Source organism: Amycolatopsis sp. NPDC059235 (assembly GCF_042754125.1).
Lineage (GTDB): Bacteria > Actinomycetota > Actinomycetes > Mycobacteriales > Pseudonocardiaceae > Amycolatopsis > Amycolatopsis albidoflava.
The window spans coordinates 46,399-72,530 of sequence record NZ_JBHZAG010000037.1 but is presented as its reverse complement, the minus strand read 5'-3'; the positions used below and the strand labels follow the sequence as shown (position 1 = coordinate 72,530).

The following is a 26,132-nucleotide window of genomic DNA, read 5'->3' as shown; positions in this document are numbered from 1 at the left end:
GAACCCGGACCAAACCGCCGGAGCCTCCGCGACGAATGCCTCCTGACGCGCAGCTGATCAATGCTGTCCATAGTGGACTTTCGACGAGCAGCGCAGGAAGGGACGGCATGGCTACCGCCGACGCGCACATGCTGACCGGCGCATACGCACTCGACGCGGTGACCGGGGACGAGCGGGCGCTCTTCGAACAGCACCTGCTGGTGTGCGAGACCTGCGCTCAGGAAGTGCGCGAGCTGCGAGAAGTCGCCACCCGGATGGGCATCGCGGCGGCCGTTGAGCCGGGCCCGGGGATGCGGGCCGCCGTGCTGGCCGAGGCCTCCGCCACCCGGCAAGCACTATCGCTCGAATCGGCGCCGCGGTCGCGGCGGATTCGGCTCGCGGTCGCCCTTGCCGCGGCGGCAGCCGCCGTCGCCGGTATCACCCTGAGCGAACGCACAGCCCCTGCCGTACCGGTCGCCGTCGGATCGGCCGACGTCCGCCGCGCCCCGGACGCGATCACCCTCACGAACCGCAGTGCCGGGGGCACGGTCACCGCCGTCGTTTCCCGGTCGATGGCGAAGCTCTCCTTGGCGCTCGACGGCATGTCTGCGCTCGACGCCCGGCACGCCTACCAGGTCTGGCTGATCGGGCCCGGCGGAGTGCATTCGGCCGGGCTGCTCCGCCCCGGTTCCGGACCGGCCTCGCTCGTCGGCACGCTGCCACCGGATGCCGACCGGGTCGGGGTCACGGTCGAACCGGCCAGCGGGTCTTCCCGCCCGACCACCGCGAGCGTCGCCCGGCTCGATCTCACTTGAGGCCTGCGCGACGGTTTGCACCGCCGACGCCCGGGTAGCCTCATGCCGGAGCCGGAGCAGGCGGGTGGAGGAACCACGATGACGGCCGGAACGCACACCCCGCACGACGCACACCTGCGCGCGTTGCCCCCTTGGCTCAGCGGGGATCCTTCGTTCGGGGAACGGATGATTTCGCTGGGTTACCGGGTTGCCTGCAACCTGGGCTCGTCGTCGCGCGTGCGGAAACGGGTGTGGCGGCGGGTCACCGCCGAGCTCGCGGTCTCCGACACCGCGGGACCGGATCACGGACGCCCGGCGCGAGACCGGATTCTGGCCTCTCTGCACGCTGAATTCCCCTCCCGCGGCCGGACGGCGATGCTGGAGTCCGCGGTCCGGGACGCGGTCCTGCTCGACGAACTAGCCCTCCTGCCGCCCCGGCAGCGCTTCGCTCTCTGGGCGACGGCGGTGGAGCACCGGAGCGTCGCCGACGTCGCTCGCACGACCGGCTGGACGCCGATGCAGGTCGCCCGGCTGCTTCGGACCGGGTTGCGGACCGTCGGCTCTCACTCCCCGGAGTGAGTCCTTCCGGCCCGCTCGCTGGAAGGGACTGCGGCGGACAGAACGCACCATGACTCGGCCAGGCATCCCGGCCGATACCGACCGGCGAGGAGCGAGGATCCATTCTTCGGTGTGGCCGGAACGGGGTCCGGTCCCGGCCACGGCAAAGCAGCCAGGACAGGTTCCGTGCCCTGGCCGCCAGGCGGGGCTGCTCGCGATCGGGGATCGCCCCAGCACCCATATTCTGGCTTCCCGCATGGCTGATTCGCTCACCGCCGAGCCACGATTCGGGAATGGACGCTGCACGCTTCGTCCGGTCGTCACCAGCGCACCGACACCGCTGACTGGCAAAGACCGGCCGCAAAACGAGTGGCATCCACCGAAACCGTGACCGTGCACTGCGTATCGCACGGCATCCGCTCCAACGGAGGTTGACGCCTGCGGTGGCGCGACCGAAGCGCGGAGTCGTAGTTCGGTTCCGCTGTCCGGACGCAACGCGCGGCCGGTGCAGGCGGCCGAACCGGACTTGACCCGGTGCGGCCTCTTGGCTGCCTGCTGCCGGGGATACGCGAAGAACCTCGTGCGGATTCCTTTGACGCTCGCCCACCACGTCCAGCGGTCTAACGGTCGGCACCCAGGCCGGCGGACACGCTCAGCGCTTGGGCTATCGGGACGCCGACCTCGCGTTTGGCTAGGTAGAAGTTGGCGTTGTGCGGGTGGGCGCCGTTGTCGACGGTGTAGGTGGTTTCGAGGACTCCGCCGATCCCGGGGAATCGCCGCTGAAGGTCGAGGTCGACGGCTACGAGGTCGTCGCGGTCTGCGACGTTGACCCATCGCCGCACGAGCGGCGGCACGACCGGCGGTTGCGGACGGACGCGTTCGTAGACGATATTGCGCAGTCCGAGCGGCGATCCGAGCGTGACCAGCAACGGCAACGGGCGGCCGAGGCGATGCGCGGCTTCGAACGCGACGACCGACCCGAGCGAGTGCCCCACCAAGACTTTCGTGTCCGGTCCGATCAGCGCGGCGACGCGTGCCTGAACCTCGGCACGAAGGTCGTCGTCAGTGAGGTAGCGGCTGACCTGGACGATCGCGGCGCGCAGGAGCTTTCCCGCGACAGCCTCCCCCAGCGCGGCCATCGACCGGATGGGGCTGAGCGCGTTGAGAACGGGTCGCAGTCCGGCACCCAGCCCTTGCTCGTCGACGAGGTTGCCGCGCGCCGCGTCCAACGCGTACCGCACCCGTGCCCGGTCTGCGTCGCGGTTTCCGTGTTCGGCGACTTGTTCGGCCCATTCGACAGCGAGCGCCGCGGCGAGATCCGCGGCCTCCGGCGGGAGTTCGTCGGCCTCGCCTTGCCGGTCAGCCGTCAGGAAGAGATCGCAGCCACCAGCAGCGACCTTCAATGACAGTCGACGGCAGATTCGCGGTCGTGGCAGCTGACGGGGCCCGCCAGCGCGAACCGGGGAGAAGCCTCACAGAGGAAACCCGCCCACAGGCGGCACGCATGAACTTCGCATAGACCGCCCGCCGGTCCTGGAGATCACGCTAGTTCTGACGTGCGTCTCCCTCCACCTGCGCCTGCAGACGTGCGCAACGCAACGAAATCAGCTGACCCCAAACGGACTGACGCACGCGATCACCACAGTCAACCAGAGAGGAATCATCCGGGCTCGGGGCGACACCCGAATTCACCCGTCGCATCGACGGCCGGCCAGAGTTATCTCTTCGAATCCGGAGACGCAGCCACTCGCACGTTGCTATTTTCCCGTCATGATCCTCGCGCGCGTCATTGTCGCGGCCACACTCGTCCTGGCCGAACTGTGGAGCGTCCTGGCGATATTCGCCGTCGGTTTCGATTCCCGAAGAGGCAACCGGCGGTTGCGGTGGATCACCGGCGACGACGCGGAAACGGTCCGGGACCGGCACAGCCTAATGGCTCAGCTCTCGATGATGGGCATCGTCAACACCGTTGCCGGCGCGGCGGCCGGGCTTGGTGCATCGATGTACGCGGCCAACAACCATCTGCAGTTCACCCAATCCGTGGTGCCGATCTTCATGATCGGCATGGCCGTCCTAGCGGTCCAGGCCAGCGGGCTGGTCGTCGGGCATTGGGCGTCACGGCCACGACGGGCATGGATCACCAACCCGTTCGTCCTCGAAGCGGCTTTGCGCCAATCCTTACGCGAAGGCCCCGTGCCCGACCACACGATCGACGAGTACGAACAGATACTCGAGAAACTGCGTTCAGAGACCTCCGTTCTTTTCCTGAAAAAAGCCGATACCCTCGAAACTCTGGGCATCGCTTCTTCCGCTGCGGCGCGCGAGTGGCCTCCCTCGGGCAACCGTCCGCCGGAGGAGTGGGCGAAGCTCGTTCGGGCCGATCTCTCGCCGCGAGCAGTGTGGCGCTGGATCTGGGCCCGCCGGAAACTGGCCCTCGTCTGCCCGCTCTCGCTCGGCGTTCTGGCCTCTGCCGCTCTTGTCGGCCTGCGCGCGATCGCGGCCGACGGAGCATCCCCGGTAGCGGTCATCGCAGTCGCCGTCGTGCTCTGCGGCTGGCACGTGCTCCTGGGCTTGCTGATGCACCGAGCCGCAACCGAAGAACTCGTGCTGGCAAACCGGACCCGGGCTCGGGAAAAGCACAAAATCGACGCGTGCGCTGCGCTGATCTGCGAGCTTAAGGCTGGGTCGAAACCACGACCGAAGGCAACGGAGCAGCCACCGGCGCGAACGATCCTCTCCGTCGGCCGGTGGCACCTCCTTCGGCGATGATCCAGAGAGCTCACGCCGTCGGATACCATCACGCCGACAACCTGACGACTCACGCCCTGGACGAACTGAGTGACTGGCCGACGACGCGTCTCGGTACCGATCGGAGACGAGGCATGGCGCTGGACCACCATGCCGCCGGAACGCACGGTGCTGCTCGCCGGGCACAACGTCACGACCTTCACCCGGTTGCTGGACATCGTCCCGGCATTCGAGAACGACGCTCGCGTCCAGCTGGTGGCCACCGACCTCGAAGCCGATCCCTTCCGGCACGGACTGGCGGCCGCGTTCGAACGCGCGGGAATCATCATCGTTTCGCGGAAACAAGCCAGGAAAACGCGGTTCGATCTCGCGATCAGCGCCAGTCACCACGGGAAATTACCCGCTGCCGCGGTGCGTCGCGTGATCCTGTCTCACGGGATTGGATATACTAAGTATCCTCCGACCGGGGACCGGGGACCGGGGACCGGGGACCGGGGACCGGGGACCGGGGACCGGGGACCGGGGACCGTTCGGTCTTTCCCCGGAATGGCTGCTCGCCAAAGGCCGCCCGGTCGCCGATACGTTCGTCCTCTCTCACCCTGACCAGCTTCGCACGGTCGAAACGCTCGCTCCGGCCGCGCTGAGCGCCATGCTCGTCGCAGGCGATCCGTGCCTGGACCGCATTGTCGAGAGCCTGCCGCTGCGCGACCGGTACCGAGCCGAACTCGGCATCGGAGGACGCCGGCTGGTCGTCATCACCTCCACCTGGTCCCGGACCTCGCTGCTCGGCAAGCGGCCGGATCTCCCGCGCGAGCTCCTGTCCGAGTTGTCTCCCGATTCGTACGCCGTCGCTCTCGTGCTGCACCCGAACATCAGCCACGGCCACGGATTCGCCGCGGTCCGCCAGTGGTACGCCGACTGCCTCCGGTCCGGGATGCTCATCCTCGACGAGATAGACGGCTGGCGCGCCGGCCTGGTCGCGAGCGACGTGGTGATCGGCGACCACGGCTCGGTGACCGGATACGCGGCGGCGCTGGGCAGACCCGCCATCCTTGGTGCTTTCGACGATGTCCCGCCGGGAACGCCTATCTCGGCCCTCCGCGAACTGGCTCCTCGGCTGCCGCTTGCCGGGCCGTACGAGGGCACTATCGAAGCCGCGCTCGCCAGCCGCCTTTCCGACCGGTTCCAGCCCATCGCCCAGTTGGCGTCCGCAATGCCCGGCGAGTCTCTTTCAGTACTGCGCCGACAGTTCTACTCGCTGATGAAGCTGTCCGAACCGAGGACCGAGGTCTCCGTGACAGCCGTGGCGGCCAAGAATCTCGCAACTCGCGGCCCGGCGGCCGGGGCGCACTTCGTGTCCGGCGAAGCCGACGTCGAGGCCCGCACGGTCCAGCTGGCCCGCCGTGCCGCAGAAGTGCAGCGCACGGAGTTCGGCGGTGCCGCAGAGGTCCATGTGAACTGCTCGGTGGACTATCCGATCCGGTCCCTGCGAACGAGCGCGGCTGTGCTGAACGCGCGCCCGGGCGACGAAGGCACCGACAGCGAGCAGTGGCACGCCGCGCTATTCGCCCGGTATCCGAGCTGCGCCGTCAGCTCGCTGTCCTCCGAAGGCAAGGCCGACGTGCGGCTCCGCTCGGGACCCGCACTGACGCTTCGTGCGCCCGGAGTCGCGGGCGAGGTGCTGGCATCGATCCCCTACACATGGGCGAATGCAGGAGCGGACGCACTGGCCCGGGTCGTCGAGCTGACCCTCGACGGCCGGACTCACCGGGTGGAGATCGAACACTCAGGCTGAGCTCGGCTCTCCTCGTAGCCGGGCGGCCTGCTCCCGGAATTCCGCGGCTTCCGCCGCACGGCCTTCCGATGCCGCCAGCTGGGCCAGCGCTTCGACCGCACCGGCGGCGAGCTTGACCATCAACGACCGCTCGAACAGACCCGCCGCGCGAGACCAGTGCGCTTCGGCAGCTCGCAGGTCCGCAGCCTGAGCAGCGATGTCTCCGAGCAGCTTCTCGCACCTGGCGACGTTGGGCAGGTCTTTCTCGTGCGCGACGAAATAGTCCCGCGCTGCCGTCGCCGCCGGCCGGGCCTCGTCGAGTTGTCCCTGCTTGAACGCCACCCTTCCCTCGTGCATCGACAGCAGCGCCCTGGCCCGCAACTCGTCGTGCGAGTCGCCCATGAGCGGAACAGCGGCCAGTGCCTGCCGGAAGTAGCCGCGAGCTTCTTCCGCCCGGCCAAGACGTTCGCAGGCGAGTCCGAGCCATTCCAATGCGCTGGCGGTGCCAGGTGCGTGCCCGGATTCAGCAGCCGCGCGGGCGTGTGACAGCGATTCCTCTCCCTCGCAGAGGTCCTCGTACAGTCCGGCCAGGTCGCGATGAAGCTGCCACCGCACCGCGGGCGTGTTGTCGAAGTCGAGCGCACGCGTGTAGAGATCGACCAGTTCCGCCGCACGACCGGTCTGATAGCCGAAAGAGTAGAGCGCCGTCGGCACCGCGGCCGCCAAGTCGGCCCGGCCGAGGTCAGCGCACATGCGGGCGGCCGCGACCACGTTGTCCCACTCGAGGTCGAACTCCTGAGCTGCTTCCTCCGCGCTGCCGGAATAGGGCTCTGCGGCAAAGGAAAGCATCCGGACCGGTTCCGGCGTCTTACGGGCGGCGTAAGCGCTGTCGAGCGCCATCGCCCTGGCCGCGAGCCAGAACACGGAACGCTCCCGGGCTTCCTGGCTGTCGTCCGAGGCTTCCTTGTGCGCAAGTTCCTGCGCGTGTTCCCGGATCAGCTGATGGAACCCGTATCGCCCGGCCCGCCGGTTTTCGAGCAGGCATGCCTGGCTCAGTCCGGCCAGCCTGTTTCGGGCGTCCTTAGGCGAGCACCGGAGCACCTCCGCTGCGACCGGCACCCCGAAATCCGTGCCGGGGACGAGGCTCAGCACCCGGTAGTCCCGCTGCCGGTCTTCGTCGAGATCCTGGTAGATGGCGTCGAAAACGCCTCGGACGGACAGCTCCCCGCCCTGTTCGAGATCGGCGAGAGCCAGGTCGTCCACGAACGCTTGCGGGTCGTCGTCGCCCCCTACGACCCGGCTCGCGCCTACTGCCAGTGCGAGCGGAAGGCCGGCGCATTTTCGCCACAACGCGTCGATCACGCTCTCCGCGACGGCGTGCGGGTCGCCGGCGAACGCATTCACCAGTTTCGCGGTCGCTTGGCGGTCGAACGGATCCAGGGCTACCCGGCTGAACCCGCGGAAACGAAGCGCGTCCAGCTTCCCTCGGCTCGTCACGAGCACGGCCGCTTGCGATACGTCGCCGAGAAGCCCGTCGAGCTGCTCGGCGGCCTTCAGGTCGTCGAGCACGATCAGCAGCCGCTTGCCCGCCGCGGTTCCCCGCGCGACGGCGAGCCGGTCGGCAGGTGCGCCGGGGATCTCCGCGTACGGGACGCCCAGCTGGACGAGCAGCTGCCGGGCAAGGTCGGCGGCGGGCACCATGCCCTGCGGGTCGGAGCCGCGCGCGTCGAGGAACACGCCTCCGTCGGGATAGTGCTCCCGCAGCTCGTAGGCGGCATGGACAGCCAGCAGCGTCTTCCCCATGCCCCGGGCGCCGGCGAGCTGGAGCAGGACGCCCTCGCCGGCCTTACCGGCCCGGATGTCCTGGATGCGGGCGATTTCGCTGTCCCTGTTGACAAAAGGCAACGGGCGCGGCGGCAACGACCACGGTGCGGCTGACTGAACGGCCACGCTTTGTCCCTCCCCTGGCGACAGTGCCCTCGACCTTATCGGGTCCAGCCCACGTTCTGTGATCGAATCAGCACACAGGCGCGAGATCAGCCAGCGCGACGAGCCGGTCAGCTGCTTCCGCGACGGAAGGTGCGGCCTCGACGAGTGCGCGCAACTGCCGTGCACCGCCGATGACGGCATCGTCAGCCCGTAGCCGCTCGGTTTGCCGGGCCAGCGAAGTTCCAGCGTCGAGCAGCCTTCCGGCACCAAGTTCGATCACCCGGCGGGCCGTCCGGCGTTGCTCCCCGCTGCGTGGCGCGAAGAGCATCGGAACACCGGCTGCGGCAGCTTCCAGGACGGAATTCATTCCCCCGTGGGTGAGCAGCGCCGAAGCTCGGCGCAGCAGCTTCTCCTGCGGAATGCTCGAAGCCAGGATCACGTTGCCCGGAACCGGGCCCACTGCCGCCGGCTCGGTTCGCCCGGTGGAGAGAACCACATCCCATGGTGTGCCGCGGAACGACTCGGCGATCCACCGCAACATGCCTGGCCGACGCCCGAACACAGTGCCGAAAGAGACCACCAGAAGCTTCCGGCCCGCCAAGCGATGGTAGGGGAATTCCTCCCCCGGCACCGGGAAACCGCCGTGCAATGGTGCGACGAACCGTGCCCGCCGGGACGGAGCGGCCAACGCCGGGAGGCCGTTGACGAGTGCCGGCGCGGCGCACCGCGGCGCCGACGACGAAGTCGTCCACAACCAGATCCGCCGGCCGCTCCGGGACAGTCGGCGCAGCCACCTCGCATGCGGGTCCAGGAGCACCGCCGACGGAGGGAACGCCGCGACCTCACGGTCAAAAACCGCCTGCATCTCCAGCGCCGTCCGGCGACGCCGCACGGCGGCAGCACGTCTCGCGGCCAGATCCGACCGGGACCAGCCCGGCGGCACCCGAGCTCCTTCGTCCGAGCCGATCACCACCGGGACCACCCCGGCGGCAGCCACGGCCCGGGCATGCGGCGGCGGCACGATCATCCGAACCGGAATCCGCCGCCGGGCCAGTTCCGCGCCCATCCGGAGAAACGGAGCAATGTGGCCCCGGGCCGGGTACGGGACGAGAATAATGCTCATCGCCCTCACTGAGCCCTGACAACCAGCAGGGAAAGAGCGACCGAGTTCCTCGAACCGGAGGCGGCAAGAACCGGATGGACGACCGCGCCGCTCGTGGCCGAACGGAAAACACCGATTCCCGAAACCGGAGCATCCGCCGTCCCCGCATGCTTCTTCGCCATCGATCGCGCCTCCCCGCGCCCGGTCGAACACCGGATGCCGATCTTGCCGAAACCGCCCTGCGAAAGCAACGCAGCACGCCATACGGTGGAATATCCCCATGCAGATCCGATTCTGGCGCAGCGTGGGGATCGCCGCCGCAATAGTCGTCGTGCTCGGCGCGGTGGAATGGCTCTTCGCGGTTCCCCTCGCCGAACGAGCCGTCGGTCCGCAACGGCCGGACATGTCGAGCGCCGAGTGGCTGACCGCGGTCAACAACGCCCGGTCGTCGCTCCTCACCGGGCTGAACGTGGGCGCGGGCATCGCCACCGCCGGGCTGGCCTTCCTGCGCTACTCGCTCGACCGGCAAAAGCAGCGCCTGGACGAAGACAAGCACGTCGTCAGCCAGTTCGACTCCGCATGGAGCAGGCTGGGCTCGGACGACCCGGCCATCCGCGCCAACGCCGTGCGCACGCTCGCCAGGCTGATGATCGACTTCGAGCGGGACCGCCCGAGCGTTGTCCGGTCGATCTGCGATCTCCTTCGCCAACGCGCGACCGCGGCCGCCGAAGGCACCCGCCCCGACCCGGACGTCGTCGCAGCCGTCGACGCCCTCCGCGAACGTCCCGACAACGGTCAGACCGACCCGCTGGACCTCGCCGGCGTGAAGCTGACCGGTGCCGACCTGACCGGTGCGAACCTCCGAGGGACCATCTGCGATGAGGGCACCGTCTTGTCGCGCGCGAAACTCACCAGCGCGGACCTCACCGGCGCGACGCTCGCTCTCGTCGATCTGCGCGACGCAGTGCTCAACTCGGCGAAGCTGGAGAACGCCATGCTGGACGGGGCCAAACTGCCGAACGCACGCCTCGCCGACGCGATCGCCACCGGCGCGTCCTTCGCCGGAGAAGCAGACCTGCGCGGAGCCGACCTCTCCCGGGCCGACTTCCGCAATGCCAACCTCAGCCGCGCCCGCCTGCGCGGAGCGACCCTGGACCGTACCGACCTGACCGGAGCAGACCTCACCGAAACCGACCTGACCGGGACGGACCTCAGCACCGCTGTCGGCCTCACCGCCGCCGCACTCAAGAGCGCAGCGGCGGATATGTCGACCATTCTGCCGCCAGAACTGCGCGGGCGGCTCTGAACAGCGTCGAGCGCGCATTTCATCAGCCATTCTCCGCTTTTCTGCGTCGAATCAGCACGACAACCAACCAAACCCGGCCGAATGGGTGAACCCGGTCGCCCCGACCGCGGGTTCTTGAACAGCGCAATCCGTGCCTACGCCTCCCAGCCCGCCGCCGTTTTCGCATACTCGTTACCGAAATGCAGCTGCATCAGACGGCAGTCGATCTTCTCCCACGACGCACCAGCGGCATCCTGTTCCTGACCGGACCTCGGGCCGGGCCGGGCCGGGCCGGGCCGAAGCAGCGGTAGCCGACGTGTAAAGCGCGTTTACGCACAGCTCTGCTGCACACCCATCGCCCGGTTGCCGACCAGCAGCCGAGCCAGACCACAATTTCAGCATTTTAATGCATGCGCAAACACATTGCCAGTTATTTTTGACGAAGCTTCCGGCGTCCATATTCTGACCGCCAGCCCGTCTGCTGCCAGCTGCGCCACATATCTGCCCAAATGGTCGCCGTGGACTACGAACATCAGAAGCTGCCCCGCTCGTGACGCTCCCGCATACATGACACGCCGCACCTCTGCCGCAGTACCTTGTACCGTGCCAAAACTAGCGAATCGCTCCATGAGCTGCGGTTTTGAGATCGAATCAGGCTACTCGGCGGCATTCGTTAATCACGCCGCCGAGGACACGGTGCCGCCGGAACGGACAGTCGAGCGGAATGACGGCAGCGGGATCGTGGTCGGGCGGGCGATGCTCACGTCCCTGGTGCGGACGGTGATCATTGAAGTGCCGGGCGAACTCATCAAGGACCGGGCAGCGTGGCGTTCGTTGTAGATCAGCATCCTGTCGGTGCACTCCGACCGGACACTGCGCACGAACCGCTCCGCGTAACAGTTCGCTCGGGGCGTTCGCCGCGGGGTTTTCACCACGCCGATGCTCTCGGAGGCGAACACCGCGTCAAACGGTGCAGTGAACTTCGCATCCCGGTCGCGGACAAGGAACCGGAATCGGGAGGTTCCCTCGCCGAGGCTCATCAGCAGGTTGCGGGCGGCTTGCGTGGTCCAGGCCGCCGCCGGATGCGCATTCACCCTCCGGCAAGGTGCACTCGCCGGGGTGCGGATCTCCATCATGGACACCGCGCAGAGCCTCCGCAACCCGATCGTGGCCAGATGGAAGAAGTCCGTGGCCGTCAGGCCTGCCGCTTGGGCGCTCAGGAACGTGCGCCGATCGGTGTCCCCGCGCCCGGGCGCGGGGCCGACACGGGCAGCAGCGAGGATACGGCGGATCGTGCCTGCACCGACGCGGTGCCCGAGCCGGACCAGCTCTCCCTGGACACGGCGATGCCCCCAACCCGGGTTCTCCCGGGCAAGCCGGACGACCAACGCAGACAAGACCGCACGATCCGGCCGCGGAAGACGTGGTCGCCCGACCTGGCGGCGCAGAGCCGACACCTCGTGGCGAAGCACCAGTATCTCGACGTCCTTGGCCCTAGCGGACCGAGAAAGCAGACCCCACCAGCCGAACAACGTCACCAGGACCAAATACATCAGTCGAAACAGCACGGCCGGAGAGCATCGCATAACCCTCACCCGGACAAACAGCAGATCAGCGAACCACAGTCGAGTTACGGCACGGTATACGGCCGGTACGAGGTCGGCGAGCATCGAGGCGAACACCGGTAGTCCGTCCTGCGCGGGTTGACCGCGGGGCAGATCCGTCGTCGTGAGTCGCGCGCGGCGCGGCCTCGTTCTCAGGCGGCGCCGCGCGCGCGGAGCGGGGCGCTGACGTCGTGCAGGTGGTTGAGCACGTGGCGGTAGGTCGTGAACAGTCCGCATTCGGCGTACTCGATGCCGCGGTCGGTGCAGAACGCGCGTACCAGGGGTTGGGCGCGGCGAAGGTTGGCGCGCGGCATGCCGGGGAACAGGTGGTGCTCGATCTGGTAATTCAGGCCGCCGAGGGCGAAATCGACGCAGCGGCCGCCGCGGACGTTGCGACTGGTAAGGATCTGCCGGGTCAGGAAGTCCGGCCTGGTCTCCCGGGCGTAGGTGGGCATGCCCTTGTGCCCGGGCGCGAACGAGCAGCCCATGTACACCCCCCACAGTCCCTGGTGGACGGCGATGAACGCGATCGCCACCGGCGGGGACAGCACCACGAACACCGCGGCGAGGTACACGGCGGCATGCACGAGCAGCAGAACCGCTTCCGTCCGGCGCGCCGCGATCTCCCCGCGCCACGCGGCTTCGACGCCGGCCCAGTGCAGGTTCAGCCCTTCCAGCAGCAGCAACGGGAAAAACAGCGCGGCCTGGTGCTTGGCCGTCCAGCGCACGAGCCCGCTGCGGTCGCGCGACTGCCCGCGGGTGAACGCGAGCAACGGGATGTCGAGGTCCGGATCCTCGTCCTCGTGGTTGGGGTTGGCGTGGTGGCGGGTGTGCTTGCCCATCCACCAGCCGTAGCTGATCCCGACGATCCCGCCGAGCATCCGGCCGACGCGGTCGTTGGCCGGTCCGGTCCGGAAGATCTGGTTGTGCCCGGCGTCATGGCCGAGGAACGCGATCTGGGTGAACATCACCGCGAAGAACACCGCGGTGACCAGCTGCCACCACGAATCGCCCACCAGGACGAAAACCAGGCACCCGGCGGCCAGAGCGAGCGCGGTGAGAGCGATTTTCACCGCGTAGTAACCATAACGCCGCTCCAGCAGGCCCGCTCCCCGCACGAGCCGGACGAGAGCGCCGAATTCCTTGCGCGACGCGGTCGTCTCGGCGCCGACCTTGGTCGGCGGAGTCACCGGCGATGTGACCATGGGATTCCTTCCCGAGTTCTGCGATGCCGGGGACTGGGGCGACCGGTCGCACTACGCGAATTCCCGCCAGGACGCGGCCCCAAACAAGGCCGGACCCGAGGGCTCGGCGGAGAACGCCGCGCACAAGCTCGGTGCGCGGGCCGGCATCCCGGTTATCGGCGGGGAGCCGTGCCGCTCGGACTTCCGCTCCGGACCCTGCCCAGCCGGCAAGATCCCCGCGAAGCAGGATTGGCGATACCCGAATCCCCGCGTATGCGGTGAGCTGGCCGGCTCGCATCGCCTTCTGAGCGGAACGAGACCGGCTCTCCGCTCGAGATCCGCACCGCGATCAGCGGTCGCGTCATAGTCCACAATGTACTCATCGCTCTCCGTATCCCGTCGGCGGAGTGACCTGGAACGGATTTCTTCCCAATTTCCGCGGTGCCCCCGATCGGGGGGCTGACCCGTCCAAACCGCTCCCGGTGACGAAGCAGGACCGTCCACGAAGGCCATTCCCGCGCGGACGGCTGTCCGTGCGGGAATGGCCGGCGTTCGCGCCGGGCGGGAAGGAGATCGCCCTTGTTTGGCACCCGCTATGCCGCCTCGATGATCGCCCGGAGCGCGGAGAGTCCCCAGGACCGAAGCAATTTCCTGCAAGCCGCAGGCATGGCCGGGCTCGGCGTGGCCGGCGCTCTCGGGCTCGGCGCCCTCACGAACCCCGCCGGGGCCGCCGTCCGCGAGGCCGCCCCGGTCGCGCAAGACTCCGGCCAGGTGAGCGACGGCGCGGTGCTCAACTTCGCACTCGACCTGGAATACCTCGAAGCCGAGTTCTACCTGCACGCCGTGACCGGACGGGGGCTGGCCGACTCGATGACCTCCGGCACCGGCACGCGCGGCGGTGTGACCGGCGGACGGGCGGTGCGGTTCGAAACCCGGGCCGCGCGGCAGTACGCACAGGAAATCGCCGGCGACGAGAAAGTGCGCGTCCCATTCCCGCGGACCGCGCTCGGTTGAACCGGTCCGCAGAAGTTGGGGTGGAGGTCAGGCGGTGAGGGTTTGGGCTCGGTATTCGGTTGGGCTGAGGCCTCCGAGGGTGGTGGAGATGCGGGTGGTGTTGTACCAGTGGATGTAGTCGTGCAGTGCGGCGGTGAATTCCTCGATGGTGTCGAAGCTGTTGTGGTGGAACAGTTCTTCTTTGAGGTGGCTGAAGAAGTTCTCGACAATGGCGTTGTCGAGGCAGGTGGCGCGGCGTGACCTGGACTGGGTCAGGCCCGCCTCCTCGATCAGGGCGCGCCAGGAGCGGTGCCGGTACTGGAAGCCCTGGTCGGTGTGGACCAGCGGCGCGGCACCGGGGGCGGGGCGGCGATCGCCTCGCGCAGCGAGGTGGTGGTCAGGTCCAGCGACGGGGACGGGCCGCAGGCTCAGGCGACGACGGAGCGGTCGAACAGGTCGATGATCGGTGACAGGTAGAGCTTGCGGTCGCCGATGCGGAACTCGGTCACGTCGGTGACCCATTTCGTGTTCGGAGCGTCGGCGCCGAACTGGCGGTCGAGCGGGTTCTCGGCGGTCATGCCGGCCAGGACCGGCGCCGGCGCGGCCGCCGGATCTTGCAGACCAGGCCGAGGGTGTTCATGACCTTGAGCACCGTCTTCTTGGCGATCTGCCAGCCGTCGCGGGCCAGGACCGGGTGGATCCGCCGGTGCCCGTAGCGGCCACGGCCGGCCGCGAAGGCCTCGGCGATCGCGGTCTTGAGCCCGGCGTGCGGGTCGGGCCGGGCGAGGCGGGCCTGGTGGTAGAAGAACGTCGACCGGGCCAGGCACGCGACCACCAGCAGCGAGTAGTCGGCCTTGAGGGCGGCGATCGCCTGGGTTTTCACCCTCGCGCCTGGTCCCTCAAGGCCCGCAATTTTTCCAGGCAGGCCACCTTCGCCGACAGCCGCAGGTTCTCCGCCGCAACCGCTCCAACTCGCCCGGCCCGGACCGCTCCGCCGCTGCGGCCGGGGGACGGCCTTTCCGCCGGGGCCGCAACCCGTGATCGCGGGCCAGCTCGAGCGCGGTCGCCTCCCCGCCGACATAACGGGCCACGACCCCGAGCTTGAACTCGAACGCGAACGACCGCCGGTCCGGTTTGTTCATCAGCGCCCCCGCGCTCCGCAGCATTCAACGATCACGCAAGCGTTGCACCGCCGTCACCGACACGCCCAACCGGGCCGCGACCGCCTTGCGGCCGTGCCCGGCCTCGAACAACGCCACAGCAGCCTCCCGCTGCCCCTCAGACAACGAACTGCACGAATACAAAGAACCACTCCCCGCAAGCCGGAACTCGATTCCCAGTCCAACTCCCGGGGAACGGTCCAGACTCTGAGCCCCTCAGGGTTCCCCTCACGGACCTGTCGAAACTCACATCGGGCGCTACTCGGATATTTCGGCGACGACGGCGTCCTGTGTGGACACTCAGCAAGCCGAGGCGACGCGGCTTGTGTTCCGGACATCGGGAGTCAGCCCTGGTTCGCCGACCATCCATATCGGACAGTGTCGCCGCCCTTGTGATGTGCGGCCTGGTCGTGCTGCCGGTCGAGAATGCCTGCCAGCTTGCGCGTCGCCCCGCGAAGCGCCTCGTCCACCGAACCCGCGAAGTGGGTGACCACGACGGCGGGCTTGCCCTCGGGACGGGCCTCGAGCACGCACCGGCGGTCCACCCCGGCGGCACCGGACGCGACTTCGTCGCTGAGGTGCGCCTCCAGCCGGATCAGGTGGTCGCTGAACCGCGAGAGCGCGGCACGGAGTTCCTCCTCGGCCCAGCGGTTCAGCTCCGCGCTGCCGGGAACGTTGTTGTCGGTGCTGATCTCGACCTGCATGTGCGGTCCCTTCGGAATGCGGCCGCGCGGGTCCTGGAACGCGGCCTGTGCCACGCTCACCGGAACCGCCTTCACCGCCTGCGCCCAGCCTACTCCTGACGGTCAGCCGCGCCCGGCGATAGTTTCGCGCCAACGGAATCCGGCGCGCTCGGGAGCCTGGCGGGAGCAGCTGCCGTCCGCCATTCCGGCCCGGCACAAGGAAATCCGGCTGATTCCGCCGGGCGGTCTCCCTTTCAGCGTAGGCTTGGCAGACAGGTCCGCCTCCGCAGGCATCCGCTGCCGGAACGGTCCCGCACCGGCCGGACAGGAGCGCCATCATGGAGTACGCCTCGAACGAGTCCAGCACGGGCGTCGTGCTCGGACCGCCCGCTCTCGGGCGGCGATTGCGCTTCAAAGAACAGCACGCGGCGAAAGGCTGCTTCGACGGCGCTTGGTGGCCCCGTTCGCGGGAACCGGTCACGGAATTCAGCGCACTCGCCGCCGCGCTCGTCGACCGCTTCGGCCGGGTGGACCGGATCGGTTTCAACCCCGGCGCCTGGGACCTCGCACCCGCCCGGCTCGCCCACGGACCGGCTCTCGTGCGGCTGGCCGCGTTCTACGGCCTCCAGCAGCACACAGTCGTGGTCATCGGCCCGCGCATCCACCACCTGACGCTGCTGGTGATCCCGCCGGAAGCAAGCCCGGCGGCGGCGGAACGCGCCCTGTGCTCGGCCATCGACCCGGACAGCACCGACGCGGCGCACGTGATCCTCGCCGCCAGCGGAGCACTGGAGGCTGCCTGACCGGCGCCAGGCGGGAATGAACAGCGGCAGGCCAGGGTTGTCGCGGACGCCGTGCGCGAGACGACGCTTCCGCATCGGAGCGGTCCGCGACAACAGGCACGGCAGAAATCGCACCAGGAACGCCCATGCGCCCCGGTATTCGCGGCAGAATCACGAGGGCAGCGCCGACCAGCCCGCACTCCGCCCTCCCGACGACCGACCCCGCTACCAGCCCCCTCGTTCGCTGGCTGCGCGGACCCCGCCGCACAAGCACGACCTCTGGCCCCAGGATGCCCAGCTTTCGGACCTGCCCGCACGCAGCACGCGCCGTCTGCCACCGATCCACGCAGCACAAGGCGCGGCGACGCCGCCTGAGCACAACACGCAGAAAGCGAACCACCGATGTTCACCATGACCGGAGCAGCCACCGAAGCGATCAACCAGCTCACCGCATCCCAGAACGTCCACGCCGAAGGCGGCCTGCGCCTCACGCTCGACGGCCTTCCCGAGGACGGCGCCGCATTCGCCGTGGACGTCGCCGCCTACCCCGCGACCGGGGAGGACATCATCGCGACCGGCGACACCCAGGTGTTCCTCGCCCGCGAGACCCGCGTCCGGCTCGCCGAGAAAACACTCGACGTCCGAAAGGACATCAACGGGTACTACGCCTTCCACATCACGACAACACCGTGACCGGCCGGCCCGCACCGCGGCCACCACGCGCAGTCCGCGAAACCCCTCGCCGAGTTCGGGGGCTTGAGCCGCGGCCGGTCGACGACCGGGACGGAAAAGGACGACCCGCGCGGGCGCGGCGTCATCCCCGTGAACGGTTCTTTTTCTCGTCCCGATTTCCGGCTGCTCAGAAGCGAAGTCCCGCTGCCGTCGGCGTTTCCGCGACCAGCGAGGCAAAGGGTGCAGTGTTGACAGTGTCCGAGAGCATCTCGTGCGTGAGCGGTCAAGCTCGCGCCGTCCTCGGCACCCAGTCCGGACTGTGACAGCGGCCGGGGACGGGAACGCCGCCATGGCACCGAACCTCCGCACCGTCGCCAGCACTGTCTCGGCCAGGAAAGCCGCCACACCGGCCTGGCGCGCACCACGCCTGCGGCTGAAACCGGACGGCCCAGCAACGGGATACGTCGACGGCGCATGGTGGCCCTACACCCGCGAACTAGCCGTGGAACTGCCGGCGTTGCTCGCGATGCTCGCCGCGCGGCTGGACCGGATCGAACGGGTCTCCTACCACCTCGCCGCCTGGACTCCGGCTCAGCGCCGGCTCACCGTCGACGGCTCCGCGATCCGGCTCGAAGGATTCCGCGCGCACCACCCCGACACGGTGACCGTCACCGGAGCGCGGGGACCGCGCCGGCTGGCTCTGCTGGTCGTACCGCCGGAGACCGGGCAAGCCGACGCGCATCGCATTCTGGCGGCCGCGGCGCACCGGGACCACCTCGATACCGTCGAGTCCCTGCTCGCCGCCCCCAGCGAGACCGACCACGAGGCGGCGGCCGGCGCGATGGACGACGCGACCCAGCGCTGGGACGTCGACGGCGGCCGCATCCCCGCGTCAGCCTAGATTTTCCCGCGACCCTCCGGCGGGACGAGCGCCCACCGCAGGGTCGCCGCGGCGGCAGGGCGGCCTCCTCCGCGTTGTTCCCGCAAGCGGCCGCCCGACAGATCACGATCTTTTTCGCGCCAGGCGAACCTGGTCGTCCGCTCTGGCGGACGAGCCGGCCGGGCGAGCTGTGGCGGCGAGAAAGCGACTGAACCACAACACATCCGGAAGCACCGCGCAACCAGCCGGAGCCGTGCCAGGCACACCCGCCCCGAAGTCCACGGCCGGGCAGGCACAACCTCGGAGTGCCCAGGTCTTCCAGTCACAGCTGATCCGTCGCCATCTCTCGCGTGGTCGAGCCGGCGCGAAACTGCGTCGGCACGCGCCGACACCAGTGCCAGGGAATCCTGAACGGACTGATTCCACCCCTGCCATGGGCGTCTTTCGCTTCAGCGAAAGGAAATTTCCAGCAGGCCGCGAAAGCAGGCGCCGGACGCCCTTCTGCTCGCCCATGCCTATCGCGAACCGCCGCGCCCCGCGACGGAGACGATCCCGTTCTGGGCTGGCCGCCGCCGCGAGCGACCGTTCGGAACCGGTCCGCGCGACGCGGATTCGGACGGCAGTTCCCTGTTCGGCACGCGCGGAGCTTCGAAAGCCCGGCCAATGGCGGTCCTGCGTTCCACGTCGCCGCGTCGGTCTCCGGAGTCAGCCGGCTCGCAGCGCTTGGCTCAGCGCGACACCGACCGTCATCGACTGAGCGGACCGCCCTCGTCGTGTCGGCCATTCAGGTCTCGCGCGGATGCCTTATCTTGAGCCGTCCACTGGCCAGCTCGCCGGACACCCGGATCAACGGGGAACCCGGCACATACGGGTCCGTCGCCTTGTCGATGACCCTGCCGCTGGTCGCGCTCAGCTCCTCGACGCGGATCGACCATCCGCGCGGCACGGTCACCTGCACCTGCCCCGAGCCGGTGCAGACCATTTTCAGCTGGATTTCCGTGTGCCGGCACACAGCCCGGGTGAAGTCGATCCGGACGCGGCCAGAGCCGCACTGCGCCAGGATCCGCCGCGGAACGACCCACTCGCCCTCCTGCTTGACCGAACCGTTGGTGGTGCGGAGCACGAGCGCGGGTGGTTCGGAGAACGGCGGTTCGGGCGGAAACAGCGACAGCCCGGGTAAATCGGCCAGCACCGATTCCATCTGTCCCCGGGTCCCCGCCGCGAGCACGACGCCGACCCGGTCGCTGAACTCGTCGAGACCGAGCAGGCCGTCACCGACGGCCTGCCGGAGCAGTTCCACCGCACGGTCGCGGTCGGCATCGGACGCACGCTGATTCCCGCGCGCTACGTCACCACCGTGCGGTTCGAGTTCGCCGTCTGACACGTCCTCAATCTATCGGGTCGGCCGCCGAACAGCGACCAGATGACCGAAAGCCCGTGCGGTGCAATACGCCGTGAGCAAGGTCGCGCGCTAATCGGACATTCGGCTGCCGGCACGGTGATCCGGACGCCGAGGATACGGCGGAAGAACACACCGCGCGCAACGTCCATTTCGCGCCCGCCGCGATCGCCACGGCTCCGGTGCCGCATCGAGCTGCGATCGGTCGCGTCTCGTTCTCGCTTTGCCTCATCGCAACCAGCCCTGGCACGAAGTTCGCGACAGGACTCGCGACTCGCGACCCCGAGGCAGAAGGTCTTTTCGCCCGCTCGCGACCACTGCGGCGAGATCCCGGAATCAGTCGCTGGTGTGTGTCGATGTTCCAGAGCTTGCCCAGCCGGCAGAAGGTGCGCTGAGGATCGGAACCGGGTTCCTTGTCGAGAGCGACGCCGCCCAAGAGGGATGCGCGTGCGCTGCTCCGCGGACGGCTGAAACCGCGCGACACGCCTTGCGTGCCCGATCGCCGCGAAGGCCTTTGCCTGCCCGGAAGAATTTCCCGAACACGGCCGGACTGTCGCTGATCGGAAAGGCGGACCCCGCTGCCTGCTTCGCTGCTCGCCGGTTCGAATGCCCCGATCTCCAGCCCCGCACGGAGGTTGCGCCGGATGTCGCCCGCCGCGTGCTGATCTCCATCGGCGGCGGACGCCGGTCACGAAGCCGATGCTCCGAACGCCCGGGCATCTCGGCGAGTTCCGCGGCATCGGGCACTCGCGCACCTGTGTCCGTACCTCGCCACGGTGCTCCGCACGCTCCAGTTCGGCCGTCCGCGACGGCTGCGGGGCAAGCCAGGCTGTCTGGTCGTCGGAACCGGCCGCCACGACTGCGGCCAGGGCCAGTCCGCTTCCTCTGGTCGATCTCCACGACCGCCTTGGTCGCTGTCGGGCTCGGCGGGCGACACTCACCGCCGGCGGACGCCTTCCCCGGACCAGCCCAAGCGCGCCCACACGGTCTTTCCGTCCAGATTGTCGTGCACTCCCCACTCGTTCGCGAGCCGGTCCACGAGCTGCATCCCCCGTCCGTGCGGCGCGGTCCCTCCCCGAGCACGGACGACCGGCCAGCCGTGCGAGAGGTCGTCCGCTTCCACGACGACCAGGCAAGGCCGGGGCTGTTCGGTCAGCCGGACCCACGTCGGGCCGAGGGTGTGCGCATGGGCGTTCGTCACGAGTTCGTCGAGCACCAGGAGCACGTCGAGCCGACGATCGGCGCTGAGGCTGCCGAGCAGACCGGCCGCCCAGACGCGGACGGCGGGCACCGACGAGAGGCCGGTCCCGCGCACGTCGAGCGTCCACGGGCATCCATTGTCCCCTCCGCTGCCGGTCATCCGCCGCGATCCATCCCGGCGGACAGACTCGCGGAGGGAACGCAACGGGCCGATATCCGGATTCTCATCAAGGAGAGGTACCCGGCAGGACATCCCGTCCACACCCGTTCCGGCCGGGTTTCTTCGCGGCCGGACGCGATTGCGTCCTTTGGGCGGCAGTTCGGGCGCGGACGGTCGTCCGATTCCACCCGCGCGAGCGAGGCGAACCGGTCCGGCTGGCCGCCGCATCCGGGCGCGGTGCCGCCCCGCCGCGGTCCGGCCGGCGGGGGAAGCGGCGCGCTCGCCGCTCCGTCGCCGGCAACTCGCCGGCAGCCTCGGACCAAGCCCGCGTCTGCGACGGTTCGGCAACGATGATCGGCCCGTGATCCGCGCGCAGGACAGACGTCGCTCCTTGTGCCGGAATGGACGGTCCGATGACCTGAGCGGACAAGGATTTCCCACGCGGTCCCGGCCCTTTCGTCCGACCGGCCGCGTGCAGCGCGCGAGGCGCGGCAACCGGATCCGCCTCCGGAGGGATCGTCAGGTCGCGGACGTGCGGCCTGGTCACCACGACGGAGCGTTGCCGGCGGCGGGAAAACCGGGCAGGCAACCAGGTGCGGCCCGTGGCGGAGCGGGGAAGAAACGAGATCCCCAGTGACCGGATTTGAGCCTGTTGCGGCCCACCCGCCCGAACTGTTCGACCTAGGCGCGGATTTCCGTGCCCGGCTTCCGGGACCGCGGCCGCCGGGCGCTGTCGAAACAGCCCTCCTCGGCGTCCGGCCCCTTGTACCGCGACCGCTCGCCTGCCGGCAACAAGTCCGATTCCCATGCCCGCCGCCAGGTTCGCCGGGACAGTCGCTCCCGTCCGGACGGCCCGTTGGCGGACGCCGATACCACCGGCCCTACGCGCCGGAAAACGGCTCCGAAGCCGGGGCTCGCCGACGCGGGAACCGGCTCTCCGCCGGAGGAAACCGCGGCCGGAGTACGTCCTGCGGGCGGATCAGCGCATCGGGCCGCGACGGGACCTGCGAACCGCTCCGAGATTGCGTTGTTATTCTTTCCGCACAACGGGTTCCGTCATTCGCACGGCAGCGGGCCACGCCGCACCGTCACCCTCCCGAGTGGGCGCTGCCGACGGAGCACAAACCCGCCCGCAGCTGCTCGGCGGCATCATGGCCGCTGGGAAGACGATGGTGCGCCGTAGGCCGGCTGCATGCCGTGCTCCCGTTCCCGGTTCACGTGACCGGATGAAACCCGAGGACGATGCGGGCTCCTGCACCCGCACACGGAATGCCTTCGGACACCGCTGACAGTACACCCTCCCGCTGCTGCCGTCGCCGCTGTCGCGGACCGCGATCGCCGGCTGGAGCCCTGCCCAACCTCGTCGGCTGGTGCGGCGCAGGCGAACCGGTGCCGCACCGGCAGAGCCGTGTCCCTGTCGCTTGCGGAGGGGCCGGGAACCTCGCGGAGCTCCGTCCGCCCTGCCAAGCGACCGCGCCCCGGCAGGGCGGCTTTCCGCTCCCGCGCTTAAGGATTCCACAATGGACGAACGCGAGACCGCGGCCGCGCCGGACGCCGGGCAGTCGGCCGGAAGCGAGTACACAGAGCTGTCGGCGGGACTGCTCGGCGGCGTCCGGTGCGGTGCGCGGCGGGAGCACCTTCGCCGTTTCGGCGGCAATGCTCGCGTGGCGGCAGGCGGCACGGCAGTTGTCGATTAAGGCCGCGATGTCGGCCGACGACAAGGCCGGCCCGGCTGAGCTGCGGCTGGCGGGTCGGCAAGCACACGCGCCACCAGGTTCATCCGAATGTTCGAGGGGACCGGCCCGGACATCGGCCGTGCAGACCCGGCAGGGCGGCGCCGAGGCCGGTTTCCTGTGCCGTACGGCGAAATGCCAGGCTTGCCTCTTCGTTCCTCCGCTGTTGCCGGGGGTGTCGACCTCTCCATGCGCCGAACGGCAACGAAGGCGACCTCGAGCACGGGAAGCCGGATGACAGTCTCAGGCCGGAGGCAGCGCGCGGCCCGTTGCAGCGCGGGTTTCGTTGAAGCCGCCCGCTCCGAGTGCGGGCACGTCGGCAGCGGCTGGTGGCCGCGGTCAGCGGACCACGCCACGCTACTGCCTGCCGGCGCCGCGGCGCCGGCCGAAGCGGCCGGACAGCTCTCGGCCCGGCCACTGCTGCCGGGAGCCAGCCGCGCTCCGTGGGCGGCGAAGACCGGACTCGCTCGCACCGCAAGTCAAGCAGCCGCTTTTCTCTCTCGCACCGCCGATCTCGTGCGCACTCTGCTCGAGCTTGCGGCTGCGGCGGACCCGGATGGTGTACTGACATCGCGTCAGGGTGCCCGTAGTGTGATTCCGCAGAGGGGGACGGCCTCAGCCCTGCCCGGGATCGTGCAGACGCCGTTCCGCCCCGGCACCGGCTTGCTGCCCGCGAGAGGGAACTGGTCGCAGTGAGCCGGAGGTTCTGGTGCCGCCTGCCTACCCCTTCGGGGCGATCCCCGGCCGCCGTGACCCGCCCTGCGGGTACTGCGGCGAGCGGCCCGTGTCCACGAGCCTCCAGACCGCTCTGGTGCGCGACTCGTCGGTCGTCGATTCCGTGGAATTGGCCTTGCCCGGACAACGGGTCGTCCACGCGTGCTGCGACGAGCACCTGGCTGCGCTGGTGAGCAAGGCCAAGCTCGAATGGGTCGACGAGCAGTGGTGGTTCGGGCTGCTGTGCCAGGCCAGCCGGGACTCGTCGCTGAGCCGCGCATCCCTGCGCCAGATCTCGCGACGGGTACGGCTTTCGGAGGCACAGCTGGACGCGGCGTTGCGGTGGAACGCCGCGCGGGCCGACCCGCTCGCGCGCTTGCCGGGCGGGCAATCGTGCTGAACGGAACTCGGTGCGTACCCCTCGAGCACACCGCCTCTGACGAAACTCTGCCAAGCGGATCCGCATTCCGCGTCTGCACTGGCGTCGCCTGCGCCGACACGAGCGCAACCAGCAGCCATCTGCGCCGGAACCGCCGAACCGTCGTGCTTCACCCAGCGACACACGCTCCGCGCAGCGCCGTGAGCACGTCGTTCGAGGCGCGGAAGCACCGGAGATTCCAGCCGCGCACGCCGGGTTCACCGCGTGGCGCGGCAGATCCTCGCCGGTGCCGAACGCGGATGTCGACGGCGGCAGGGCCGCGTTCTCCGAATCCGGCCGGGCGGTTGCCGGTCACGGCGATCGGCACGGGTCCTCGGCGGGCCGGCCTGCTCGGTGCCGCCGGAGATCCCCGTCGGGAACGGTCCCCGGCCGGCGGCCCGGTCGCCGGGATGCCGGGACGGCGCCGAGCGGGTGACCGTTGCCTGCTGAGGCCCAGGCGCGTGTAGGGTCAGTGGTGTCCGGGAGCATCCCGTGTGCGGGCAATCGAGTTTGCACCGTCCCCGGACTCCGCCTGGTTCTCGCGCGCCACGTGGTGACGATCGCGGCACGCCGGCCTTCTCGTCCCAGTTCCGGTGGTTGCCGGGGCTGGAGCGTCATGAACGTACCGCACCGCATTCCGCCGCGGGCCCGTACGGAGCCCGTCCATTCCCCGGGCACCGTCGCCAGCGTGTTCCGCACGGCCGCGAACGGATCGGCGACCGCCGGCCGAAGAGCCCGGCGATGATCGCGATGCGCGCCGCGCTGGCGCCGACCGCCGCGGCGCCGTCCGGCGATTGCCCGGTCTGTCCACATCAGACAGACGCGCACGACCCGATCGCGGACCGCTTCTGCGCCGCGACCGCAGCAGGCGCGCTCCACCGCCGCTGCGCCTGCGCCGCTGGCGGCCGCGAAACCACGAAAGAGGAACGACCCATGACCGCACGAATCGACTTCGTCTCCCGCTACGACCAACGCGTCGCCAAGGTACGGGACCTGCTCAAGCAAGACACCGGCCTCACCGACACCGCTTGCCAGGCCCTCGCTGTGCGACTGCTGCACCTCATTGACGAAACGCCCGAAGACCTGCGCCGATAACGCCCTCGGGCACACGTTGTCCAGACCACCATCGAGCAAAAGGAACCCGGTGCACCAGCTCACTCTCGGCGTCGTCGCGCATTCGCGGAAACCGGACGAACGCCGATTGCCGATCCACCCCCGGCATCTCGAGCGGATCGACGCCGATCTGCGCGAGCGCATCTACCTCGAACACGGCTACGGCGAGGACTTCGGCGTGCCCGACGAACAGCTGAAAGGCACCGTCGCCGGGCTGCGCACGCGGGAGGAACTCATCGCCGAATGCGACGTCGTCCTGCTCGCCAAACCGGTGCGGAGCGACGTCGCCGAACTGCGGCCGCACCAGGTGCTGTGGGGCTGGCCGCACTGCGTCCAAGACCGGGAACTCACCCAGCTGGCCGTCGACCGCAGGCTGACGCTGATCGCGTTCGAGGCGATGAACCACTGGACCCGCGACGGGTCCTTCGGGCTGCACGTGTTCCACAAGAACAACGAGCTGGCCGGCTACTGCTCGGTCCTGCACGCCCTGCAGCTGACCGGGTCGACCGGCGACTACGGACGCCGCCTCCGGGCGGTGGTCATCGGTTTCGGCGCGACCGCGCGAGGCGCGGTCACCGCGCTCAACGCACACGGCGTGCACGACGTGCGCGTCCTCACCGGCCGCGGCATCACCGCGGTCGGCTCGCCCATCCACTCCGCGACGATGGTGCACTTCCAGCACGACGCGAACAGCCCCGGCGACCCCCGCCGCAGCCACGCACTCACCGACCGCGGACGAGTCCCCCTCGCCGGATTCCTCGCCGAGCACGACATCGTCGTCAACTGCGTGCTGCAGGATCCCGCCGAGCCGCTGACGTTTCTCGTCAAAGCCGACCTGGACGCGTTCGAACCAGGCAGCCTCATCGTCGACGTCTCGTGCGACGAGGGCATGGGCTTCAGCTGGGCCCAGCCCACCACCTTCGCCGACCCGACCTTCACCGTCGGCGAAGGCATCACCTACTACGCCGTCGACCACAGCCCGTCCTACCTGTGGAGTTCGGCGACCTGGGAGATCAGCGAGGCCCTGCTCCCCCTGCTGCGACCCGTGCTCGACGGACCCTCCGCATGGGACACCGACGACACCATCGGACGCGCCGTCGAAATCCGCGACGGCGTCATCGCGAACCCGGCGATCCTCACCTTCCAACGGCGCTCCGCGGCTTATCCCCACCGCGTGACGTAGCCGTCGGCACCCGCTGCCGACGGTCCGGTCTCGTCGCCCAGATTCTCGGCATTCGCTCGGGAAAGAGTCTCAATGACTGCGATAC

At 69.3% G+C, this 26,132-nt stretch carries 25 protein-coding genes; 13 read left to right on the top strand and 12 right to left on the bottom strand.

The genetic code is table 11. The features are described 5' to 3' along the window. The first annotated feature begins 107 nt into the window (after window positions 1-107). Both ACFXI3_RS23925 and ACFXI3_RS23920 read left to right on the top strand, forming a co-directional pair. Window positions 108-794: an anti-sigma factor domain-containing protein gene (locus tag ACFXI3_RS23925; protein ID WP_378402239.1), complete on the top strand. Its 687-nt coding sequence runs from the start codon at window positions 108-110 to the stop codon at window positions 792-794. 78 nt (window positions 795-872) lie between these two features. After that, window positions 873-1,352, top strand: a complete 480-nt coding sequence (locus tag ACFXI3_RS23920) for a sigma factor-like helix-turn-helix DNA-binding protein (RefSeq protein ID WP_378402237.1) — start codon at window positions 873-875, stop codon at window positions 1,350-1,352. A 599-nt stretch (window positions 1,353-1,951) separates the two neighbouring features. Here ACFXI3_RS23920 and ACFXI3_RS23915 read toward each other — a convergent pair. Next, on the bottom strand, window positions 1,952-2,734 hold the full coding sequence (locus ACFXI3_RS23915) for a hypothetical protein (protein WP_378402235.1): 783 nt from the start codon (window positions 2,732-2,734) through the stop codon (window positions 1,952-1,954). 367 nt (window positions 2,735-3,101) lie between these two features. On the opposite strand from ACFXI3_RS23915, the gene ACFXI3_RS23910 reads away from it, so the two are divergent. Together ACFXI3_RS23910 and ACFXI3_RS23905 are read left to right on the top strand one after the other, a co-directional pair. Then, complete coding sequence (locus tag ACFXI3_RS23910) at window positions 3,102-4,100, top strand: hypothetical protein (RefSeq protein WP_378402233.1); 999 nt, start codon at window positions 3,102-3,104, stop codon at window positions 4,098-4,100. A 628-nt stretch (window positions 4,101-4,728) separates the two neighbouring features. Next, entirely contained in the window at window positions 4,729-5,874 is a 1,146-nt protein-coding gene (locus ACFXI3_RS23905) for a hypothetical protein (protein WP_378402231.1), read from the top strand. On the opposite strand, the gene ACFXI3_RS23900 is transcribed toward ACFXI3_RS23905, so the two are convergent. Continuing rightward, window positions 5,866-7,803: a hypothetical protein gene (locus ACFXI3_RS23900; protein ID WP_378402229.1), complete on the bottom strand. Its 1,938-nt coding sequence runs from the start codon at window positions 7,801-7,803 to the stop codon at window positions 5,866-5,868. The two genes, ACFXI3_RS23905 and ACFXI3_RS23900, sit on opposite strands and share 9 nt — an antisense overlap. A gap of 67 nt (window positions 7,804-7,870) precedes the next feature. Continuing rightward, window positions 7,871-8,905, bottom strand: a complete 1,035-nt coding sequence (locus tag ACFXI3_RS23895) for a glycosyltransferase (protein WP_370935164.1) — start codon at window positions 8,903-8,905, stop codon at window positions 7,871-7,873. 259 nt (window positions 8,906-9,164) lie between these two features. Here ACFXI3_RS23895 and ACFXI3_RS23890 point away from each other — a divergent pair, with 259 nt between their 5' ends. After that, on the top strand, window positions 9,165-10,190 hold the full coding sequence (locus ACFXI3_RS23890; RefSeq protein WP_378402227.1) for a pentapeptide repeat-containing protein: 1,026 nt from the start codon (window positions 9,165-9,167) through the stop codon (window positions 10,188-10,190). Between the two features lie 656 nt (window positions 10,191-10,846). On the opposite strand, the gene ACFXI3_RS23885 is transcribed toward ACFXI3_RS23890, so the two are convergent. Beyond that, complete coding sequence (locus ACFXI3_RS23885) at window positions 10,847-11,737, bottom strand: hypothetical protein (protein ID WP_378402225.1); 891 nt, start codon at window positions 11,735-11,737, stop codon at window positions 10,847-10,849. 188 nt (window positions 11,738-11,925) lie between these two features. Then, window positions 11,926-12,978, bottom strand: a complete 1,053-nt coding sequence (locus ACFXI3_RS23880) for an acyl-CoA desaturase (RefSeq protein WP_134670434.1) — start codon at window positions 12,976-12,978, stop codon at window positions 11,926-11,928. A gap of 558 nt (window positions 12,979-13,536) precedes the next feature. Between ACFXI3_RS23880 and ACFXI3_RS23875 the strand changes: the two genes are divergently transcribed. Next, window positions 13,537-13,971 carry a ferritin-like domain-containing protein gene (locus ACFXI3_RS23875; RefSeq protein ID WP_378402223.1) on the top strand — a complete coding sequence of 145 codons (435 nt, stop codon included), beginning with the start codon at window positions 13,537-13,539 and terminating at the stop codon, window positions 13,969-13,971. Window positions 13,972-13,998: 27 nt separating this feature from the next. Here the strand turns inward: ACFXI3_RS23875 and ACFXI3_RS23870 are convergent, their stop codons facing one another. The 5 genes from ACFXI3_RS23870 to ACFXI3_RS23850 form a co-directional block, all read right to left on the bottom strand. Further along, window positions 13,999-14,181: an IS3 family transposase gene (locus ACFXI3_RS23870; RefSeq protein WP_378402264.1), complete on the bottom strand. Its 183-nt coding sequence runs from the start codon at window positions 14,179-14,181 to the stop codon at window positions 13,999-14,001. Between the two features lie 197 nt (window positions 14,182-14,378). Beyond that, window positions 14,379-14,528: a hypothetical protein gene (locus ACFXI3_RS23865; RefSeq protein WP_378402221.1), complete on the bottom strand. Its 150-nt coding sequence runs from the start codon at window positions 14,526-14,528 to the stop codon at window positions 14,379-14,381. After that, entirely contained in the window at window positions 14,525-14,833 is a 309-nt protein-coding gene (locus tag ACFXI3_RS23860; RefSeq protein WP_378402219.1) for an IS3 family transposase, read from the bottom strand. The genes ACFXI3_RS23865 and ACFXI3_RS23860 overlap by 4 nt, the downstream gene beginning before the upstream one ends. A gap of 283 nt (window positions 14,834-15,116) precedes the next feature. After that, complete coding sequence (locus ACFXI3_RS23855; RefSeq protein ID WP_378402217.1) at window positions 15,117-15,209, bottom strand: hypothetical protein; 93 nt, start codon at window positions 15,207-15,209, stop codon at window positions 15,117-15,119. Between the two features lie 245 nt (window positions 15,210-15,454). Next, window positions 15,455-15,874 (bottom strand): HPF/RaiA family ribosome-associated protein, encoded by a 420-nt coding sequence (locus tag ACFXI3_RS23850; RefSeq protein ID WP_378402215.1) that lies wholly within the window; start codon window positions 15,872-15,874, stop codon window positions 15,455-15,457. 257 nt (window positions 15,875-16,131) lie between these two features. On the opposite strand from ACFXI3_RS23850, the gene ACFXI3_RS23845 reads away from it, so the two are divergent. From ACFXI3_RS23845 to ACFXI3_RS23835, 3 genes are all read left to right on the top strand, one after another. Further along, on the top strand, window positions 16,132-16,596 hold the full coding sequence (locus tag ACFXI3_RS23845; protein WP_134670385.1) for a DUF5994 family protein: 465 nt from the start codon (window positions 16,132-16,134) through the stop codon (window positions 16,594-16,596). Between the two features lie 390 nt (window positions 16,597-16,986). Then, window positions 16,987-17,268, top strand: a complete 282-nt coding sequence (locus ACFXI3_RS23840; protein ID WP_378402213.1) for a hypothetical protein — start codon at window positions 16,987-16,989, stop codon at window positions 17,266-17,268. Between the two features lie 328 nt (window positions 17,269-17,596). Next, window positions 17,597-18,148 (top strand): DUF5994 family protein, encoded by a 552-nt coding sequence (locus ACFXI3_RS23835; protein WP_378402211.1) that lies wholly within the window; start codon window positions 17,597-17,599, stop codon window positions 18,146-18,148. 763 nt (window positions 18,149-18,911) lie between these two features. Here ACFXI3_RS23835 and ACFXI3_RS23830 read toward each other — a convergent pair. Both ACFXI3_RS23830 and ACFXI3_RS23825 read right to left on the bottom strand, forming a co-directional pair. Beyond that, window positions 18,912-19,511: a DUF1707 domain-containing protein gene (locus ACFXI3_RS23830; RefSeq protein WP_378402209.1), complete on the bottom strand. Its 600-nt coding sequence runs from the start codon at window positions 19,509-19,511 to the stop codon at window positions 18,912-18,914. Between the two features lie 952 nt (window positions 19,512-20,463). Next, window positions 20,464-20,886: an ATP-binding protein gene (locus tag ACFXI3_RS23825; RefSeq protein WP_378402207.1), complete on the bottom strand. Its 423-nt coding sequence runs from the start codon at window positions 20,884-20,886 to the stop codon at window positions 20,464-20,466. A 1,520-nt stretch (window positions 20,887-22,406) separates the two neighbouring features. Here ACFXI3_RS23825 and ACFXI3_RS23820 point away from each other — a divergent pair. The 4 genes from ACFXI3_RS23820 (at window position 22,407) to ACFXI3_RS23805 (ending at window position 26,047) form a co-directional block, all read left to right on the top strand. Further along, window positions 22,407-22,583 carry a hypothetical protein gene (locus tag ACFXI3_RS23820; protein WP_378402205.1) on the top strand — a complete coding sequence of 59 codons (177 nt, stop codon included), beginning with the start codon at window positions 22,407-22,409 and terminating at the stop codon, window positions 22,581-22,583. Window positions 22,584-23,403: 820 nt separating this feature from the next. Beyond that, a complete protein-coding gene (locus ACFXI3_RS23815) occupies window positions 23,404-23,733 on the top strand; it encodes a hypothetical protein (RefSeq protein WP_134670394.1) in 330 nt (109 codons plus the stop codon). Between the two features lie 759 nt (window positions 23,734-24,492). Continuing rightward, the gene (locus tag ACFXI3_RS23810) at window positions 24,493-24,846 is read left to right on the top strand and encodes an RGCVC family protein (RefSeq protein ID WP_240690961.1); all 354 of its coding nucleotides are present in this window, start codon (window positions 24,493-24,495) and stop codon (window positions 24,844-24,846) included. A gap of 49 nt (window positions 24,847-24,895) precedes the next feature. Next, complete coding sequence (locus ACFXI3_RS23805) at window positions 24,896-26,047, top strand: N(5)-(carboxyethyl)ornithine synthase (protein WP_378402203.1); 1,152 nt, start codon at window positions 24,896-24,898, stop codon at window positions 26,045-26,047. Window positions 26,048-26,132: the final 85 nt, after the last annotated feature.